General features: G+C 71.8%; 16 protein-coding genes and 4 pseudogenes. 8 read left to right on the top strand and 12 right to left on the bottom strand.

From position 1 onward, the window contains the following. Together QQK35_RS06605 and QQK35_RS06600 are read left to right on the top strand one after the other, a co-directional pair. Complete coding sequence (locus QQK35_RS06605; RefSeq protein ID WP_284253454.1) at positions 1-1,716, top strand: thiamine pyrophosphate-dependent enzyme; 1,716 nt, start codon at positions 1-3, stop codon at positions 1,714-1,716. Between the two features lie 4 nt (positions 1,717-1,720). Continuing rightward, a complete protein-coding gene (locus tag QQK35_RS06600) occupies positions 1,721-2,797 on the top strand; it encodes an enolase C-terminal domain-like protein (protein WP_284253453.1) in 1,077 nt (358 codons plus the stop codon). 534 nt (positions 2,798-3,331) lie between these two features. Here QQK35_RS06600 and QQK35_RS20310 read toward each other — a convergent pair. The 4 genes and pseudogenes from QQK35_RS20310 to QQK35_RS06580 form a co-directional block, all read right to left on the bottom strand. Continuing rightward, positions 3,332-4,354: pseudogene (locus QQK35_RS20310) on the bottom strand (HNH endonuclease signature motif containing protein); the annotation flags it as partial. Next, complete coding sequence (locus tag QQK35_RS06590; RefSeq protein WP_284253451.1) at positions 4,309-4,521, bottom strand: hypothetical protein; 213 nt, start codon at positions 4,519-4,521, stop codon at positions 4,309-4,311. The gene QQK35_RS06590 and the pseudogene QQK35_RS20310, both read right to left, overlap by 46 nt. Before the next feature lie 127 nt (positions 4,522-4,648). Then, a complete protein-coding gene (locus tag QQK35_RS06585; RefSeq protein WP_284253450.1) occupies positions 4,649-4,906 on the bottom strand; it encodes a hypothetical protein in 258 nt (85 codons plus the stop codon). Beyond that, positions 4,903-5,043 (bottom strand): hypothetical protein, encoded by a 141-nt coding sequence (locus QQK35_RS06580; protein ID WP_284253449.1) that lies wholly within the window; start codon positions 5,041-5,043, stop codon positions 4,903-4,905. The genes QQK35_RS06585 and QQK35_RS06580 overlap by 4 nt, the downstream gene beginning before the upstream one ends. A 132-nt stretch (positions 5,044-5,175) precedes the next feature. Between QQK35_RS06580 and QQK35_RS06575 the strand changes: the two genes are divergently transcribed. Further along, a complete protein-coding gene (locus QQK35_RS06575) occupies positions 5,176-6,048 on the top strand; it encodes an MFS transporter (protein ID WP_284253448.1) in 873 nt (290 codons plus the stop codon). Continuing rightward, entirely contained in the window at positions 6,045-6,407 is a 363-nt protein-coding gene (locus QQK35_RS06570) for an MFS transporter (protein ID WP_284253447.1), read from the top strand. The genes QQK35_RS06575 and QQK35_RS06570 overlap by 4 nt, the downstream gene beginning before the upstream one ends. A 22-nt stretch (positions 6,408-6,429) precedes the next feature. Here the strand turns inward: QQK35_RS06570 and QQK35_RS06565 are convergent, their stop codons facing one another. The 8 genes and pseudogenes from QQK35_RS06565 to QQK35_RS06530 all read right to left on the bottom strand — a co-directional run bounded on the left by QQK35_RS06565 (position 6,430) and on the right by QQK35_RS06530 (position 11,084). Further along, a complete protein-coding gene (locus QQK35_RS06565) occupies positions 6,430-7,971 on the bottom strand; it encodes an FAD-dependent oxidoreductase (RefSeq protein WP_284253446.1) in 1,542 nt (513 codons plus the stop codon). Between the two features lie 11 nt (positions 7,972-7,982). Further along, positions 7,983-8,165, bottom strand: a complete 183-nt coding sequence (locus QQK35_RS06560) for a hypothetical protein (RefSeq protein WP_284253445.1) — start codon at positions 8,163-8,165, stop codon at positions 7,983-7,985. A gap of 98 nt (positions 8,166-8,263) precedes the next feature. Continuing rightward, a pseudogene (locus tag QQK35_RS06555) lies at positions 8,264-8,644 on the bottom strand (Gfo/Idh/MocA family protein); the annotation flags it as partial. A gap of 107 nt (positions 8,645-8,751) precedes the next feature. Then, positions 8,752-9,009, bottom strand: a pseudogene (locus QQK35_RS06550) (Gfo/Idh/MocA family oxidoreductase); the annotation flags it as partial. Positions 9,010-9,034: 25 nt separating this feature from the next. Continuing rightward, the gene (locus tag QQK35_RS06545; RefSeq protein ID WP_284255781.1) at positions 9,035-9,229 is read right to left on the bottom strand and encodes a hypothetical protein; all 195 of its coding nucleotides are present in this window, start codon (positions 9,227-9,229) and stop codon (positions 9,035-9,037) included. Positions 9,230-9,318: 89 nt separating this feature from the next. Then, positions 9,319-9,570 (bottom strand): annotated as a pseudogene (locus QQK35_RS06540) (Gfo/Idh/MocA family protein); the annotation flags it as partial. Continuing rightward, complete coding sequence (locus tag QQK35_RS06535) at positions 9,567-10,034, bottom strand: Gfo/Idh/MocA family protein (protein WP_284253444.1); 468 nt, start codon at positions 10,032-10,034, stop codon at positions 9,567-9,569. The gene QQK35_RS06535 and the pseudogene QQK35_RS06540, both read right to left, overlap by 4 nt. 54 nt (positions 10,035-10,088) lie before the next feature. After that, positions 10,089-11,084, bottom strand: a complete 996-nt coding sequence (locus QQK35_RS06530; RefSeq protein WP_284253443.1) for a LacI family DNA-binding transcriptional regulator — start codon at positions 11,082-11,084, stop codon at positions 10,089-10,091. 192 nt (positions 11,085-11,276) lie between these two features. On the opposite strand from QQK35_RS06530, the gene QQK35_RS06525 reads away from it, so the two are divergent. From QQK35_RS06525 to QQK35_RS06510, 4 genes are all read left to right on the top strand, one after another. Continuing rightward, complete coding sequence (locus tag QQK35_RS06525) at positions 11,277-12,248, top strand: carbohydrate ABC transporter permease (protein ID WP_284253442.1); 972 nt, start codon at positions 11,277-11,279, stop codon at positions 12,246-12,248. Continuing rightward, on the top strand, positions 12,248-13,183 hold the full coding sequence (locus QQK35_RS06520; RefSeq protein WP_284253441.1) for a carbohydrate ABC transporter permease: 936 nt from the start codon (positions 12,248-12,250) through the stop codon (positions 13,181-13,183). The genes QQK35_RS06525 and QQK35_RS06520 overlap by 1 nt, the downstream gene beginning before the upstream one ends. A 249-nt stretch (positions 13,184-13,432) precedes the next feature. Then, positions 13,433-13,810 (top strand): hypothetical protein, encoded by a 378-nt coding sequence (locus QQK35_RS06515; RefSeq protein ID WP_284253440.1) that lies wholly within the window; start codon positions 13,433-13,435, stop codon positions 13,808-13,810. After that, positions 13,807-14,805: a type 2 periplasmic-binding domain-containing protein gene (locus QQK35_RS06510; RefSeq protein WP_284253439.1), complete on the top strand. Its 999-nt coding sequence runs from the start codon at positions 13,807-13,809 to the stop codon at positions 14,803-14,805. Before QQK35_RS06515 ends, QQK35_RS06510 begins: the two co-directional genes overlap by 4 nt. The last annotated feature ends 40 nt before the right edge of the window (positions 14,806-14,845 follow it).

Here is a 14,845-nt window from a genome sequence, read left to right as displayed (position 1 = left end):
GTGGGGGTCGACACCGTGTTCGGCCTTCCCGGCGACGGCATCAACGGGATCATGGAGGGGCTGCGGAGGTCGAAGACGATCCGGTTCGTGCTCGTGCACCACGAGGAGGCCGCGGCCTTCATGGCCGCGGCGCACGCGAAGGCGACGGGGCGGATCGGCGTGTGCCTGGCGACGTCGGGGCCGGGCGGCATCCACCTGTTGAACGGCCTGTACGACGCGAAGCTCGACCACCAGCCCGTGCTCGCGATCACCGGCTCGCAGGAGACCAGCGTGCTCGGCACCGGCTATCAGCAGGAGGTCGGCCTCGAGCACCTCTACGAGGACGTCGCCGAGTACAACCTCGTCGTCGACAACCCCGCGCAGCTGCCGGGCGTCGTCGACATCGCCATCCGCACGGCGTACGCCCGCCGCGGTGTCGCGCACCTGACGGTGCCGAACGACGTGCAGGTCGCCGATGCGGATGCCGACCCGTATCAGCACGTCGCCCCCGCGACGCCGCCGGCCACGTCGGCCACACGCGCGTATCCGATCGGCATCCCGCGCGAGCAGGATCTCCGCGCGGCGGCCGAGGTGCTCTCCGCCGCGGAGCGGCCCGCGATCCTCGCGGGCGCCGGATCTCTGCACGCGCGAGAGGAGCTGCTCGCCGTCGCCGACCTGCTGGGCGCCCCGATCGTCAAGACGCTGCCGGGCAAGGCGGCGATCCCCGACGACAGCGAGTTCGCGGTCGGCGGCATCGGGCTGCTCGGCACGAAGCCGGGCGCCGAGCTCATGGACGACTGCGACGTGCTGTTCATGGTCGGCACGAACTTCCCGTACACCAAGCACCTGCCCGCGCCCGACGCGGTCAAGGTCGTGCAGGTGGATGCCGATCCCGCGCGGATCGGCGCGCGCCTCCCGATCAAGGCCGGCCTCGTCGGCGACGCGAAGGAGACCCTGGCCGCGCTCGCTCCGATGCTGACCCGGCGGGACGACCGCGCGCACCTGGAGAAGTACCAGAAGGCGATGGGCGACTGGCGCTCCAACATGGAGGCGCTGGAGAACAAGGACCGCTCCCCGATCGCGCCGCAGTACCTCATGGGTGTCATCGACGACGCTGCCACGGACGACGCGGTGCTGACCTGCGACTCCGGCACGATCGCCACCTGGGCCGCGCGGCACTGGACGATCCGCGGCGGGCGCGAGTTCTACCTCTCCGGCAACCTCGCGACGATGGCGCCGGGGCTGCCCTACGCCAACGCCGTCCAGCACGCCTTCCCGAAGCGGCAGGTGATCGCGTTCGTCGGCGACGGCGGGTTCGCGATGCTCATGGCCGAGTTCCTCACCGCCGCCCAACACGGCTGGCCGATCACCGTCGTCGTCAACAACAACAACTCGCTCGGGCAGATCCTCTGGGAGCAGATGGTGCTCGGCTATCCCGAGCACGGGGTGCGGTTCGAGAAGCCGGAGGGGAACTTCGCGGCCTGGGCGGAGGCGTGCGGCGGGTTCGGCCGGAAGGTGACCGACGCGGGCGAACTGGAGGCGGCGATCCGGGGCGCGCTGGCCTTCGACGGTCCCGCGCTCGTCGACGTCGACGTCGATCCGAACGAGCCGCCGCTGCCCGGCACGATCGCGTACGAGCAGGCCAAGAAGTTCGCGACGGCGTTCCTGCGCGGGCAGCCGCACAAGGTGGCGATCGCGACGACGCTGTTCAAGGACAAGATCTCGCAGCTCGGCTGAGCCGATGACGGTCTCTGTGCTGACCCGCGTCTTCCGGGTGCCCACCGAGCGGCCGGAGGCCGATGGCACCTTCGCCTGGGATTCGACCACGGTCGTCGTGGTGCAGTGCGAGAGCGAGGGGATGGTCGGCACCGGCTGGACGTACGGTGCCGCGGCGGCCGGCGCGCTCATCGAGGAGGTGCTCGCGCCCGTGCTCGACGATCCCGACCCGGTGGCGGCCGCCGAGGCGATGGGGCGGGCGCTGCGCAATGTCGGGCGGCCGGGCGTGGGCGCGACCGCCCTCTCCGCGGTCGACCTCGCCCTATGGGATCTCGCGGCGCGACGTGACGGCATCCCGCTCGTCGCCGCACTCGGCGGACCGGTGCGCGACGCGGTGCCGGTGTACGGCAGCGGCGGGTTCACGACGTTCGACGAGTCCGAGCTCGACGCGCAGCTCGACGACTGGATGGCGCGGGGCATGCGCGCCGTCAAGATCAAGATCGGGCAGGATCGCGGCACCCGGGTCGAGCGCGACCTCGCCCGGGTCGATCAGGTCGTCGCCCGCGTGGGTGACCGGGCGGCGGTGTTCGTGGATGCCAACGGCGGCTACGACGTCGACCAGGCGATCGAGGTGGCCGGCGCGCTCGCGGCGCGCGGGGTCGCCTGGTTCGAGGAGCCCGTGAGCTCCGACGACCCGGCCGGACTCGCGCGGGTGCGTGCGGCGACCCCGATCGACGTCGCGGCGGGGGAGTACGTGTGGCGCCGGTGCGACGCCGAGGCGCTGCTCGACGCCGGCGCCGTCGACTGCCTCCAGCTGGATGTGACGCGTTGCGGCGGCCCGACCGCCTGGCGCGAGCTCGCCGCGTTCGCCGCGGATGCCGGCGTCGACGTCTCCGCGCACTGCGCCCCGCAGCTGTCGGTGCACGTCGGTGCCGTCACACCGGGGCTCCGCCACCTCGAGTGGTTCAGTGATCACGAGCGGGTCGAGGCGGCGCTCTTCGACGGCACCCTGCCCGTACGCGACGGGGCGGTGCGACCGGGCGACGCACCGGGGCACGGGATGACGCTCAGCACGCGCGGGAGCCGGTTCCGTGTCGCGTGACCCGCGCGTCGTGATCGTGCCGGGCCTGGATCGGCCTCGGCATCCGGCCGGCTCTGCGGCTGCCGCTGGAACGGGTGATGCCGCACGTCGCGGCCGACCGACGCGTACCGCCGCTTCATCGCCGAGCGGCTCGCCCCCGGGCGCCCCGGTGTTCGTGGTGGACGACGCCTCCGACTGGCCGGTGACCCGGGTGGGGAGCGGCACGTGTTCCCACTCGGCGGCCGCGGCGGGCTGACACCCGAGCAGTACCTGCAACGCTCGCACGCGACCACGGCCGACGACCGGGGCGCGGCGACGGGCGCGGCGCGAGCGCGCGGCACCGAGGCGCGCGGCGGCACGCTCAGGCGGCCCGCGCCGTCGCGCCCCTTTCCATCGGGCGCGCCCGATGCGTCTCCACTGCTGTTCCGGGTCGACCCAAGGCGGTGCCAGCAGTTGCGGCAGTCCCTCGAGCATGCGCAGGCGGAAGTCGCCCTCGTGCACGAGATGGTGGTGGTACGCGCAGAGAAGGACGCCGTTGTCGACGTCCGTCGCACCCCCGTGCTGCCACTCCACGACGTGATGTGCGTGAGTCCAGGACGGGGGAGCGGTGCACTGCGGCATGGCGCATCCGCCGTCGCGCACCGCCAGTGCCCTTCGCTGGGCGGCGGTGAAGTATCGCTGTCGTCGTCCCTGGCGCAGCGGGCGTCCGTGGTCGTCGACGACCGTCACCGCGATGCCCCCGTCGCAGCCGATCTCCGCGGCGGTGCGTGCCGACACGGGCTCGGTGACATCGTCGAGCCAGGCGAGACCCGATCCGCCCTCGAGGTCGGCCTCCGTGACGACCACCTGCACGGTCGCCACCCCGTGGAGGCTGGTCGCGACATCCCGGTCGACACGCACGCCCGCGGTGAGCAGGCCCATCAGCACGTCGTAGGCGCGCTGCTCCCGGGAGCGTTCGTCCCGGATCGGGAGCGGGTCGGCGCCGCGTTCGACAGCGGGTTCGTCGTCGGCCACGAACCGCGGCGTGCGCGACGGCGCCGTCCGCTCGGCAATGGCGGCGCGCAGCAGGGCCGCGCCCACCGGATCAGCGAGCCCGTGGAACGGAGTCATGCCGTCGACCTCCCGCCCGATGCGGAATGTCCGACGTCGTCGCAGCTCGGCCTCGCGCGGTTCGGCGCCATCGGCGTCGAGGGCCTGCCCCATGATCTGCGCCTGGACGGCGACGAGATCGGGCAAGCCGGTGCGCGCCTCGGAGACCAGATGGCGCTCCGCCTCGGCCAGCATCTCGGGTGCGATACGGTCCGCCGCCCCGGCGAGCGGGCGCACAATGGCGGCCACAGCATCCACGCCGATCTCGCCCGCCCGCAGCGCTTCGGCTACGGCGGGGAATGGCGGCTCGATGACCGCGCTGAACGGGGTGATACGAGGTGAGACGAGCGTGCCCAGCCGGATGCGCCGCGTCGCCTCCCGCTGAGAGACTCGCGCCGCGCGTTCCAGCACCTGCGCCGCGCTCACCACCCCCAGCCGTCGAGTCAGTCGCGGCGTCGCGGAGCCGTCGGAGACATGGTCGGCGCGCACCGCGAGCTCGGCAGCGGCCTGCAGCCGGAGCGCATCCACCAGCCTGCCGAGCCGTTCGACGTCGGACGCACGGCGGTAGACCCCTCGTCGGGGAGCACCGCGAGCGGCTCCGCCGCTGTTCCCGCGAGCACCCGGATCGCCTCCGAGATCGCCGCCTCTGCCTCCATGCTTCGACTATGGCAGGGGCCACCGACATCCCGAATTGCCTGGTCAGGAGAGCTTTCGGCTGTGGATCAATCGCCGGATGCCGCCCTGTGGAGGAGAGACTCAGGGCGGCGTCCGGCTCCCGCGCGCTCAGTGCGCCCCGGTGTCGCGGGGGATCGTGGTGTCGGGCGGCGCCTCGACCGCGCCCCCGTCGTCGGGACCGCCGGTGCCGGGAAGCGTCTGCACCGCATCCGGATCGACGTCGTCGGTCGCCGGGCTGTCGGCAGGATCGCGCTGCAGCTCCTCGGTCTCCCGACCGCTCGCCGGGGAGTAGCTGCGATCCTTCAACAGCTGGTCGTCGTCATCCAGCGGTGCGTCACCCGTGTCGCCCACCGCGCGGTCGCTCACTCGGGCTCCTCCGCAGCGCCGCCGGAGACCGTGTCCTCCTCGGTGTCGGCATCGTGGTGCTGCTCCTCCGATCGCGCCTCGTCCTGCGGGGTGTTCTCGGCGCTGCGTTCTGTCGGCCAGTCCGTGCTGTCGCTCATGTCGCCATCATCGAGCGCGCGCGCCGCGACGTCGCCGGAGTTTGACACGATGCACAGGCGCCCGTAACGTCGAACCCCCGAGCGACGATTTCCGCGCCGGTGGAGGGGATCCCTCTCCACGAAAGGCACGTCATGTCCCTCCCGTCCGCGCCCTCCCTGCGCGCCTCGCGCGACTTCCGGCTGCTGCTCGCCGGCCAGACCACGAGTCAGTTCGGCAGCCAGATCGGCGGGGTGGCGATCCCGCTGCTCGCGGTCGTGTCGCTGCACGCGACCGCCTTCGAGGTCGGCCTGATCGCGGCCGCCTCGACGATCGCGTTCGCCCTCATCGGCCTGCCCGCCGGCGCGTGGCTCGACCGCGCCCGCCGCCGTCCGGTGCTCGTGGCGAGCGACCTCGCGCGCGCCGTGCTCTACGCGACGATCCCGGTCGCATCGTGGCTCGGCATCCTGACCATCGCGCAGCTCGTCGTGGTCTCGCTCCTGGTCGGCCTGGCGCGGGTCTTCTTCGACGTGGGATACCAGAGCTACGTGCCGGTGGTCGTCGGCCGCGACCGGGTGCTCGCCGGCAACTCGGCGATGGAGTTCCTCCGCTCGAGCGGCCAGGTCGCCGGCCCCGGGCTCGGCGGCCTCCTCGTGACACTGATCGGAGCGGCGTCGGTGGTGCTCGCGCAGGCGATCACCTTCGCGGTGTCGGCGGCCACCCTGCTCGGCATCCGGGTGCACGAGCCCGCGCCGGAGCCCGAGGCCCCGCGGCACCTGGGCCACCGGATCGCCGAGGGCGTCCGCTACGTCGCCCGCGACCGCACCCTCCGCGCCCTCGCGCTCGCGAGCGCCGCGAGCAACCTGTCGTTCGCGATCGCGTCGGCCGTGACCGTCGTCTTCCTCGTGCGCGACCTGCATCAGCCGGCCTGGGTCGTCGGCCTCGTGGTGGCGGGCGGCGCACTCGCGGCGATGGCGGGGGCGGCGCTCACCCCCGGGCGAGCCGCACCCTCGGCCCGGTCCGCGTGATCTGGGTCTCGCTCGCGGTGACCGGACCGCTCGCGCTCCTGATCGTGCTCGCGACCCCGGGCTGGGGGCTCGCGTTCGCCGTCGCCGGCATGGCGGCGGGCGAACTCGGCCAGATCGTCTACGCGATCACGAGCGTGAGCCTGCGCCAGCGCATCTGCCCCGACCGGATCCTGTCCCGCGTCAACGCGACCATGCGGGTCGCGATCATGGGGCTGTTCCCGCTGGGCGCCCTGCTGGGCGGGGTGCTCGGCGAGGCGATCGGCGCCCGCGGGACGCTGCTCGTCGCGGGGGCGGTGGTGCTCATCGCGCCGGTGCTGCTGGTCGTGGGGCTGCCCCGCACCCCCGAGCGGGTCGAGTAGCGGCGCGCGGCGCCGACCCGCTCTAGAGGGCGAGCACCGCGCCGTCGGCCGCGAGCGTCTCGCGCAGGGTGCCCACGTCGATCCGGTCGGGTGCGACGTCCGCGGCGATCGCGAGCGCCGCCGCCGTGCCCGCCGCCTGACCGAGCATCTGGTACTGCACCTCCATGCGGATCGACGAGAACGCGACGTGCGACGCCGAGACGCAGGTGGACACGAGGAGGTTGGTCGCGACCCCGTCGGGCGGCAGCAGCGCCGCGTACGGGATGCCGTAGACCGGCACCGGCACGGAGTAGTACCCCTCGCTCACCACCTGCGCGATCGGGCGCGGGTGCTCGTACACCCAGCGCCACGCGCGCTGCACCTCGCGCACATCGAGGTGGTACGAGCCGAGCGCGATCGTGTCGTCGGAGACCGTGCCGCCGAGCAGATCGTGCTCGGTCAGGATGCGACGCCCCTGCATCCGCCGCGCCTCGCGCACGTAGAGCTGGTGCGGCAGGTGGCCGGTGTCGGCGAACTCGTCGGCGGCGAGGCCCCAGCGGTCGATCTCGCTGCGCACGTCCGGCGGCACCGCGGGGTCGGTGCGCAGGAAGTGCAGCAGGCCGAGGGCGTGCCGGCGATGGTGCTCCCGGATGCCGTCCCGCTCGGGCTGGTCGGCATCCGGATACCGCCACGCGCTGCCGTCGAGCACGCTGAGCGAGAACGGTCCGAGCGAGTTGCCGTCCGCCTTGCCACCGGGCAGGTTCGGCTCGAGACCGACCATCCGGCCGGCCGGGCGCTCGACGCCGCGCGCCCGCTCGGCGGCGAGGATGCGGCGGCCGAGCTCCCAGCGCGCCGGGTCATAACCGGCCGGCTCGTCGAACGGGATGCGGTCGGATGCCGTCGACAGGCACAGCCGGTACCCGTACGACATCACGCCGCCGTCGCCCGCGCCCACGTCGGCCATCGGTTCGGCGCGCACCTGCGGCAGCAGCACGCCGGGCTCGAGCCCGGCGGCGTCGTCGCGGAACGGGGAGACGCCGTCGGGCATCGAATGCATGCCGGGCACGACCTCGCGCCGGCCGGCGAAGCGCTCACCGTGCAGCGCGCGGTCCTCGCGGCCGACCCGGTACGGCACGCCGGCCGCCGCGAGCAGATCGCCCTCGTAGCCGGCGTCGATCCAGACACCCGCCTCGACCGTCAGGTCGCGGAACGACGCCGAGGCGATCGCGTCGCCGCGCATCGCGACACCCGTGAGGAGCGCGCCGGTGACCAGCTCCACCCCTGCGGCGTCGAGCCACGCGAGCAGGATCGCCTCGGCGACCTGCGGCTCGGGGCCCGCGTAGCGGCCCGGAGCGACGCCGTAGTGCTCGGCGACCGCGTTCCGGAACCGTGCGGCCGCGCCGCCGAGCACCCGCAGATCCCCGACGTCGGTGTAGCCGAGGCCGCCGCTCGTCATGCCGCCGACGTGGGCGCCGGGCTCGAGCAGCAGCACGCGTGCGCCGTGCTCCGCCGCGGCGACCGCGGCGCAGACTCCGCCCGCCGTGGCGCCGAAGACGGCCACCTCCGCCTGCCGCACGCGCGTCATCCGGGCCCCCGCTACCGCGCGACCGCTGCCGCTCCGAGGTGTTCCACCGGCGCGACGACCCGCTCCCGCGCCGACGCGTAGGCGGCGAGGATGATGCCGAGCACCTCGGTGCCCTCGACGTGGGTGTGCAGGGGACGCGATCCGGTCCGGATGCTGTGGGCGAAGTGCGCGATCTCCGCCGCGAACTCGTGCACGGGCTCGAATTCGATGCGTACCGGGTCCTCCCCCGCAGCCGGTACTCGAGCACGGTGCCGTCGCTCCACAGCGAGCCCTTCTCGGCGACGACCGAGAACTTCTCCGTGTTGCCGCTGGGCTGGTAGGCCCAGCTCGTCGCGAGGCTGCCGACGACGCCGTTGTCGAAGCGCACGAGGAGCTGCGCCGAGTCCTCGCCCTCCATGAAGTCGAGCCGGTGCCGGCTCAGCACGGCCGCCACGTCGACGGGCGAACCGCCGGCCAGGTGCAGCAGCAGGTACGTCGGGTGGTAACCGGTGTCGATGAGCTCGCCGCCGCCGCTCGTCGCGGCGTGTGCGCGCCATCCCATGCTCTCGGGCGTGAACTCGTTGACGAAGCTGTCGGTCGTGCGCACCTCGTACACGGTGCCGAACAGCCCCTCGTCGAGCAGGCGCCGCGCCTCGGCGACCGCGGGAAGGAAGAGCTGATTGTGCGCGCACATGACGGTGACGCCGTTGGCCTGCACGGCCGCCGCGATGTCGCCGGCCTCCTCGGGGTCAGGCACAGCGGCTTCTCGCAGAGCACGTGCTTGCCCGCCTCGGCGGCGGCCACGATGGCGTCGCGGTGCAGGTGGTGGGGCAGGCAGATGTCGACGGCGTCGATCGGCGCGCGGGCGAGCATCTCGCGGTAGTCGGCGTAGATCTCCGCTTCGGTGTCGCCACGGCGTCGCTCCGCGTTCTCGCGCACCGGGTCGGCCACCGCGGCGAACACCACGGAGTCCGGATTGCGCAGGTAGCCGGCGACGTGCGCGCCGGCGATGCCGCCCGCTCCGATGAGGCCGATGCGGACGGGGGCGGTCGGGGTCATGGGGTTCCCTTCGGGGCGATTCCGGTCAGAGGGCGGCGGTGTTGGCGCGGACGACCACGCGGGTGAGCTCGAGCGCGGCGCGCTGATTGGCCTCGACCTCGGCGGCCGCGGCGCCGCGCATCGCGCGCACCCACAGAGCGAACGGCGCCTCGCCCGGCTCGGGCAGCGCCACCGCCGTCCACGCGTCGCCACCCAGCCGCGGACCCTTGCCGAGGAGCACCTCGCTGCCGAACCCCGAGAGGAGACTTCCTCGGTGCCGCGCAGCTCGAACGTCGCCGCGCCGGGGGTCGTCACGAAGCTCGCCTCGGCGACGCCGATCGCGCCGTCCGGGTAGCGCATCGTCACGACCGCGTTGTCCTCCACCCCGCGCCCGGTCACGCGGGCGTAGCTGGCGTCGACGCGCTCGGGCTCGGCGCCGAGGAACCGCTGCACGAGATAGACCGGGTGGCAGCCGAGGTCGGCGAGCGCGCCGCCGATCGCGGTCGCCGGATCGCCGAACCGCTCGGGGAGCCAGCCGCCGATCCAGCCGTCGTGCGCCATCCGGAACCGGGCGTAGGTCAGGCGCCCCAGCGCGCCCTCGTCGAGGAGCCGCGCGGCGGCGAGCGTGGTCGGCTCGGCGAGCCGGGGAGCGACACCACGAGCGCCGCCCCCTGTGCAGCGGCACGCTTGAGAAGGTCCGCGGCCTCCTGCTCGGTTCCGGCGAGGAGCTTCTCGGTGAAGACGTGGACGCCGGCGTCCAGGGCCGCTGCGATGACCTCCGGATGCTCGCTCGTCGCCGTCGTCACGCTCACGCCGTCGACGTCGTCGCGCGCGAGCACCGCGGCGAGCTCGGGCTCGTAGGGCACGCCGAGGCGGGCGGCGCCCTCCCGCCCGCGCTCCGGGTCGGGGTCCCAGGCCGCGACCAGGCGAGTGCCGGGGTGTTCGGCCGCCTCCTGGGCGTACCCGTCGGCGTGCACATGCCAGAAGCCGAGGATCGCGACCCCGAGGGGGCCGTCCGACGCCGATGTGGGATCGTTGCCAGCCATCGTGCGGCAGCCTAGCTCAGCTGCGGCGCGGCGCCGCCATCGAGCCTCGTGCCATCACCTGGGCGTCGACCACCTCGGTCTGCGGCGGCAGCCCCGGTCGCCGAGCCGCTCGAGCAGCCGGCCCACCGCCGCACGGCCCACCGCAACGGCATCCTGCGCGACCGCCGTGATGCCGGGAGTGACCATGCTCATCCAGCGCGAGTCGTCGAACGACACCAGGCTCAGGTCCTCCGGGATCCGCAGCCCGAGGTCGCTCGCGGCGCGCCAGACGCCCTCCGCGAGCAGGTTGTTCACGGCGAAGATCGCGGTCGGATGGTCGCGGCGCGCGAGCACGTCGATCGCCGCCGTCCGTGCCAGCGCAGCATCCCACCCGGCCTGCACGACGAACGCGTCGTCCCAGGCGACGCCGCCGTGGGTGAGGGCCTCGCGGAATCCCTCGGACCGCGCGTTGCCGGTGGTCCAGGCGGTCTCGTCGACGAAGAGCGCGATGCGGCGGTGCCCGAGCTCGAGCAGATGCTCCGTCATGCGCCGCGCGGCTCCCGCGTTGTCGATGACGACCGCGTCGCAGCGTCCCGCCGCGAACTGCCGATCCGCCTCCACGACCGCAACGTGCTGGCGCAGCAGGTACTCGACGACGTCTCCGGAGAGCGCCGTGAGGATGACGCCCGCGACCCGCGTCGCGACGAAGGCCTGCGCGGCGTGCATCTCCGCCTCCGCCGAGCCCTGGTCGTCGGTGAGCATCATGGTGTAGCCGGCCCGCCGCGCCGCGTCGGCGATCCCCGCGGCCAGGTCGGCGTAGAACGGGTTCTGCAGGTCGGAGACCAGCACGCCGATCGTCTGGCTGTCCTGCTTGCGCAGGCTGCGGGCCATGGCGTGCGGAACGTAGCCCAGCGTCTCGGCTGCGGCGAGCACCCGCTCGCGCACGTCGGCGCCCGCATAGCCCTCACCGCTCAGCGCGCGGGAGGTCGTCGACTGCGACACCCCGGCGAGCTGTGCGACGTCACGGAGCGTCGCGCGGCGCGGCGGCTGATCGCCGACGGTCGACGACATCTCGTCTCCTCGAGTCACTCCGGCGCCCGCTCGGGGCGGGCCTCGCTCACCCTAGCGCCGGGATGCAGGCGCTTGCCGCAAACCGCCCGGGAGCGCAAGCGTCTTGCGTCCCCGCCGGTCGGCCGCTTAGGCTCCCGCCATGTGGCAACGTTGCCACACTTCGAGCCACACACCGATGTGAGGGGGTGCGCCATGAGCGCCACCACCGCGGATACCACCTCCGCGCCGACCGCGGACCCGGATGCCGAGCCGCGTCGCTACCGGCACCGCAAGTACGACCGGCGCGAGGCGATCGCGGGCTACCTCTTCATCTCGCCCTGGATCGTCGGGTTCCTCGTGTTCACCCTCGGGGCGATGATCTACAGCCTCGTGATCTCGTTCACGCACTACAACCTCGCGACCGGCGTCGCCAATCCGGCCGGCTTCGACAACTACACGCAGCTGCTGAACGACCCCAAGGTCGCGACCTCGCTGTCGAACACGCTGTTCTACGCCGTCATGGCGGTGCCGGCCGAGATCGTCTTCGCCCTGTTCCTGGCCATGCTGCTCAACCGGGTCGGTCGCGGCGCGGGCATCTTCCGCACGATCTACTACCTTCCCAAGATGACGCCGGCGGTGGCGACGGCCTCGGTCTTCCTGCTGCTGCTCAATGGCAACACGGGCGCCATCAACAAGGCGCTCGCGCTCATCGGCATCGAGGGCCCGCAGTGGCTCATCGACCCGAACTGGGTGAAGCCCTCGATCGTGATCATGACGCTCTGGGGCGTCAGCGGCACCATGGTCATCTTCCTGGCCGCGCTGAAGAACGTGCCGCAGGATCTCTACGAGGTCTCCTCGATCGACGGAGCCGGTCCGGTCCGGCAGTTCTTCAACATCACCCTGCCGATGATCTCGCCGGCGGTGTTCTTCAACGTCATCGTCCTGACGATCGCCGCATTGCAGGTCTTCGACCAGGCCTATCTGCTGTTCTGGCGCGATCAGACGAACTACTCGCCCGACTCGTCGCTGTTCTACGGCGTCTACCTGTTCCAGCAGGCGTTCCAGCAGTTCAACTTCGGATTCGCCGCCGCCATGGCCTGGCTGCTCTTCGTGATCATCATGATCATCAGCCTGATCCAGGTGAAGGTGAGCAACCGGCTGGTCTACTACGAGAGCGAGAACTGATGTCCGTCACCACGACCCGCGTTCCGGCCGTCACCGCCCTCGAGGGCGGCACCCGTCGATCCAGCACCCTGCGGCCGAGTCGGTGGTACCGGCCGCGCACGGTGATCGGCAAGGTGATCCTCTGGATCGTCCTGCTCGGCTTCATGTGCCTGTTCCTCTATCCGTTCGTCTGGCTGCTCGCCGCGAGCTTCAAGCCGCGCGGCGAGGTCTTCGACAACGCGCTCATCCCGAAGACGTGGGTGCCGCAGAACTACGTCGAGGTCTGGAATCAGCTGCCGCTCATCAACTGGGCGGTCAACAGCATCCTGATCGCGCTCATCGCTGCCACGCTCGTGGCGGTGTCGAGCTCGGTCGTGGCGTTCGGCTTCGCGTACTTCAAGTTCCCGGGGCGCACCCTGCTGTTCGGGCTCGTGCTCGCCACGATGATGCTGCCGGGCGCCGTCACGATGGTGCCGCAGTACCTGATCTGGAAGGGTCTTGGGCTGGTCGGCACGTGGGTGCCGCTGTTCGGCATGAACCTCTTCGGATCGGCGTTCTACATCTTCCTGCAGCGCCAGTTCTTCCTCGGGCTGCCGCGTGAGCTCTTCGAGGCGGCGCGGCTCGACGGAGCGAGCTACTGGCGGATGTTCTGGCGGATCGCGATGCCGCTGGCGGTGCCGTCGTTCGTCATCGTGTTCCTGTTCGAGTTCCAGGCGGCCTGGAACAACCTGCAGGCGAGCCTCATCTACCTGAACGGCGGGACGCCCGACCAGTTCACGGTTCCGCTCGGCATCGCCTACGCCATGACGAAGTTCTCGCCCACCAACGGCGGCCACGGCGATTACCAGTACGTGATGGTGGCGAGTCTGCTCGTGACGCTGCCGATGCTCGCGCTGTTCGCGTTCGGTCAGCGGTACTTCATCGAGGGCGTCGCGACCCAGGGCCGTAAGGGCTGACGGGCTCCGGCGGCATCGCGGGGCGCGCGTGCTGGTATCGATTCCATATCGATGCCGGACCCGCGCGCGCGCCCGCGCCGCCGCCGCGGGCGTGCGCGCGGCTGGGCACTCGGTTGGAGGCCCGTCAAACGCTTGTGCGGCGGGCTGACCTCCGCTACCTTCCGATGTGGGAAGGATTCCACATCCGGATCCCCCGACAGTGCGGTCGGTCCCGTCCTGCCGCACTCATCCACCTGAAAGGGACATTCGATGAAGAAGAGGCAGGCGGTTCTGGTCGCCGCGGCGCTCGCCACGTCGGCGACGCTGCTGGTCGGCTGCTCGGGCGGAGGCTCCGGCTCCGGCGGTGACAAGGGCTCGTTCAGCACCAAGCCCAGCGGCACGCTCAACGCGTGGGGCTTCAACAACCCCGACGACGTCGGTCAGTCGCGGCTCGACTACGCCAAGAAGCAGCTCAAGGGCGTCACCATCAAGATCGACGAGACCGCCTTCGACGCCCAGAAGTTCACCACCCGCGTCGCGGGCGGCAACGTGCCCGACGTCGTGCAGATGGACCAGAACTTCGTCGCCACGTACGCCGCGCAGGGCTCATCCAGCCGCTGGACAAGTGCTTCTCGGCACACAACGTGAACCCGACGTCGTACTACTACAAGTCGGTCATGGACTACGTCACGTACAAGGGCGCGATCTACGCGGTGCCGCAGTTCTACCAGCCGCCGGCCATCATCACGAACGAGCGGGTCATGAAGGCGGCGGGAGTCACCGACGCCGACATCGACACCTCGAACCCCGACAAGCTGCTCGCCGCGATCAAGAAGATGTACACCGAGTCGGGCGGCAAGCCGACCCGGCTGGGCTTCGACCCGGTCGCGGGCGGCCAGGCGCTGCTGTGGGTGCTCGGTGAGGGCGGACAGCTGGCCGACGGCAACGGCAAGCCCACCCTCGACGACCCGCGCAACGAGAAGGGCCTCGAGGTGCTCAAGCAGATCACCGACGCCCAGGGCGGCTACGCCAAGGTGAAGAGCTTCAGCGACACCTTCGACACCTTCGGCGACAACAACCAGTTCGTGAAGGACCAGGTCGGCGCGCAGGTCAACGCCCAGTGGTACGTCAACGTGCTGACGCCCTACGTCGACAAGGTCGACATCGGCGCCGTGCCGTTCAAGGGCCCCGACGGCAAGCCGTTCACGGCATCCAGCGGCACCGCCTTCGTGATCCCGGCCAACGCCAAGAACAAGGACGCCGCGTGCGCGTGGGCGCTCGACCTGACGAGCATGGCCGGATGGCAGGCCGCCGGCGAGGCGCGCAAGGCCACGCTCGCCAAGAAGCCGGGCGCGATCAACACCGGCCTGTTCACGGGCTCGCCCGTCGCCGACAAGAAGCTCCACGAGGAGTTCACGCCGGCGCCGGACAACCCCGGCTTCGCCAAGGCGATCTCGACCTACTACGACATCGTGGGCAACGGCCACTCCTTCGGGGCGTCGCCGGCCGGTCAGCAGATCCAGACCGAGGTGAACAACGCGGTGCAGAGCGTGCTGCTGGGCAACAAGACGCCGAAGCAGGCGCTCGCCGATGCGCAGAAGGCCGCGATGGTCGCCTACGACCAGGTGAAGAACAACAAGTAGGACCCGTGAGCGGGCTGGGCGGCGCCGGTGGCGTCGCTCG

Origin of the sequence: Pseudolysinimonas kribbensis (assembly GCF_030161895.1) — a bacterium.
GTDB lineage: Bacteria > Actinomycetota > Actinomycetes > Actinomycetales > Microbacteriaceae > Pseudolysinimonas > Pseudolysinimonas kribbensis.
Note: the sequence above shows the minus strand (reverse complement) of the source record. Positions and strands in the feature narration are given on the sequence as shown.

Coding starts and splice junctions, on each gene's coding strand:
- QQK35_RS06600 (WP_284253453.1), top strand. CDS start 1,721: ATGACGGTCTCTGTGCTGACCCGCGTCTTCCGGGTGCCCACCGAGCGG.
- QQK35_RS06590 (WP_284253451.1), bottom strand. CDS start 4,521: ATGGAGGCAGAGGCGGCGATCTCGGAGGCGATCCGGGTGCTCGCGGGA.
- QQK35_RS06580 (WP_284253449.1), bottom strand. CDS start 5,043: ATGAGCGACAGCACGGACTGGCCGACAGAACGCAGCGCCGAGAACACC.
- QQK35_RS06575 (WP_284253448.1), top strand. CDS start 5,176: ATGTCCCTCCCGTCCGCGCCCTCCCTGCGCGCCTCGCGCGACTTCCGG.
- QQK35_RS06565 (WP_284253446.1), bottom strand. CDS start 7,971: ATGACGCGCGTGCGGCAGGCGGAGGTGGCCGTCTTCGGCGCCACGGCG.
- QQK35_RS06535 (WP_284253444.1), bottom strand. CDS start 10,034: ATGGCTGGCAACGATCCCACATCGGCGTCGGACGGCCCCCTCGGGGTC.
- QQK35_RS06530 (WP_284253443.1), bottom strand. CDS start 11,084: ATGTCGTCGACCGTCGGCGATCAGCCGCCGCGCCGCGCGACGCTCCGT.
- QQK35_RS06525 (WP_284253442.1), top strand. CDS start 11,277: ATGAGCGCCACCACCGCGGATACCACCTCCGCGCCGACCGCGGACCCG.
- QQK35_RS06520 (WP_284253441.1), top strand. CDS start 12,248: ATGTCCGTCACCACGACCCGCGTTCCGGCCGTCACCGCCCTCGAGGGC.
- QQK35_RS06515 (WP_284253440.1), top strand. CDS start 13,433: ATGAAGAAGAGGCAGGCGGTTCTGGTCGCCGCGGCGCTCGCCACGTCG.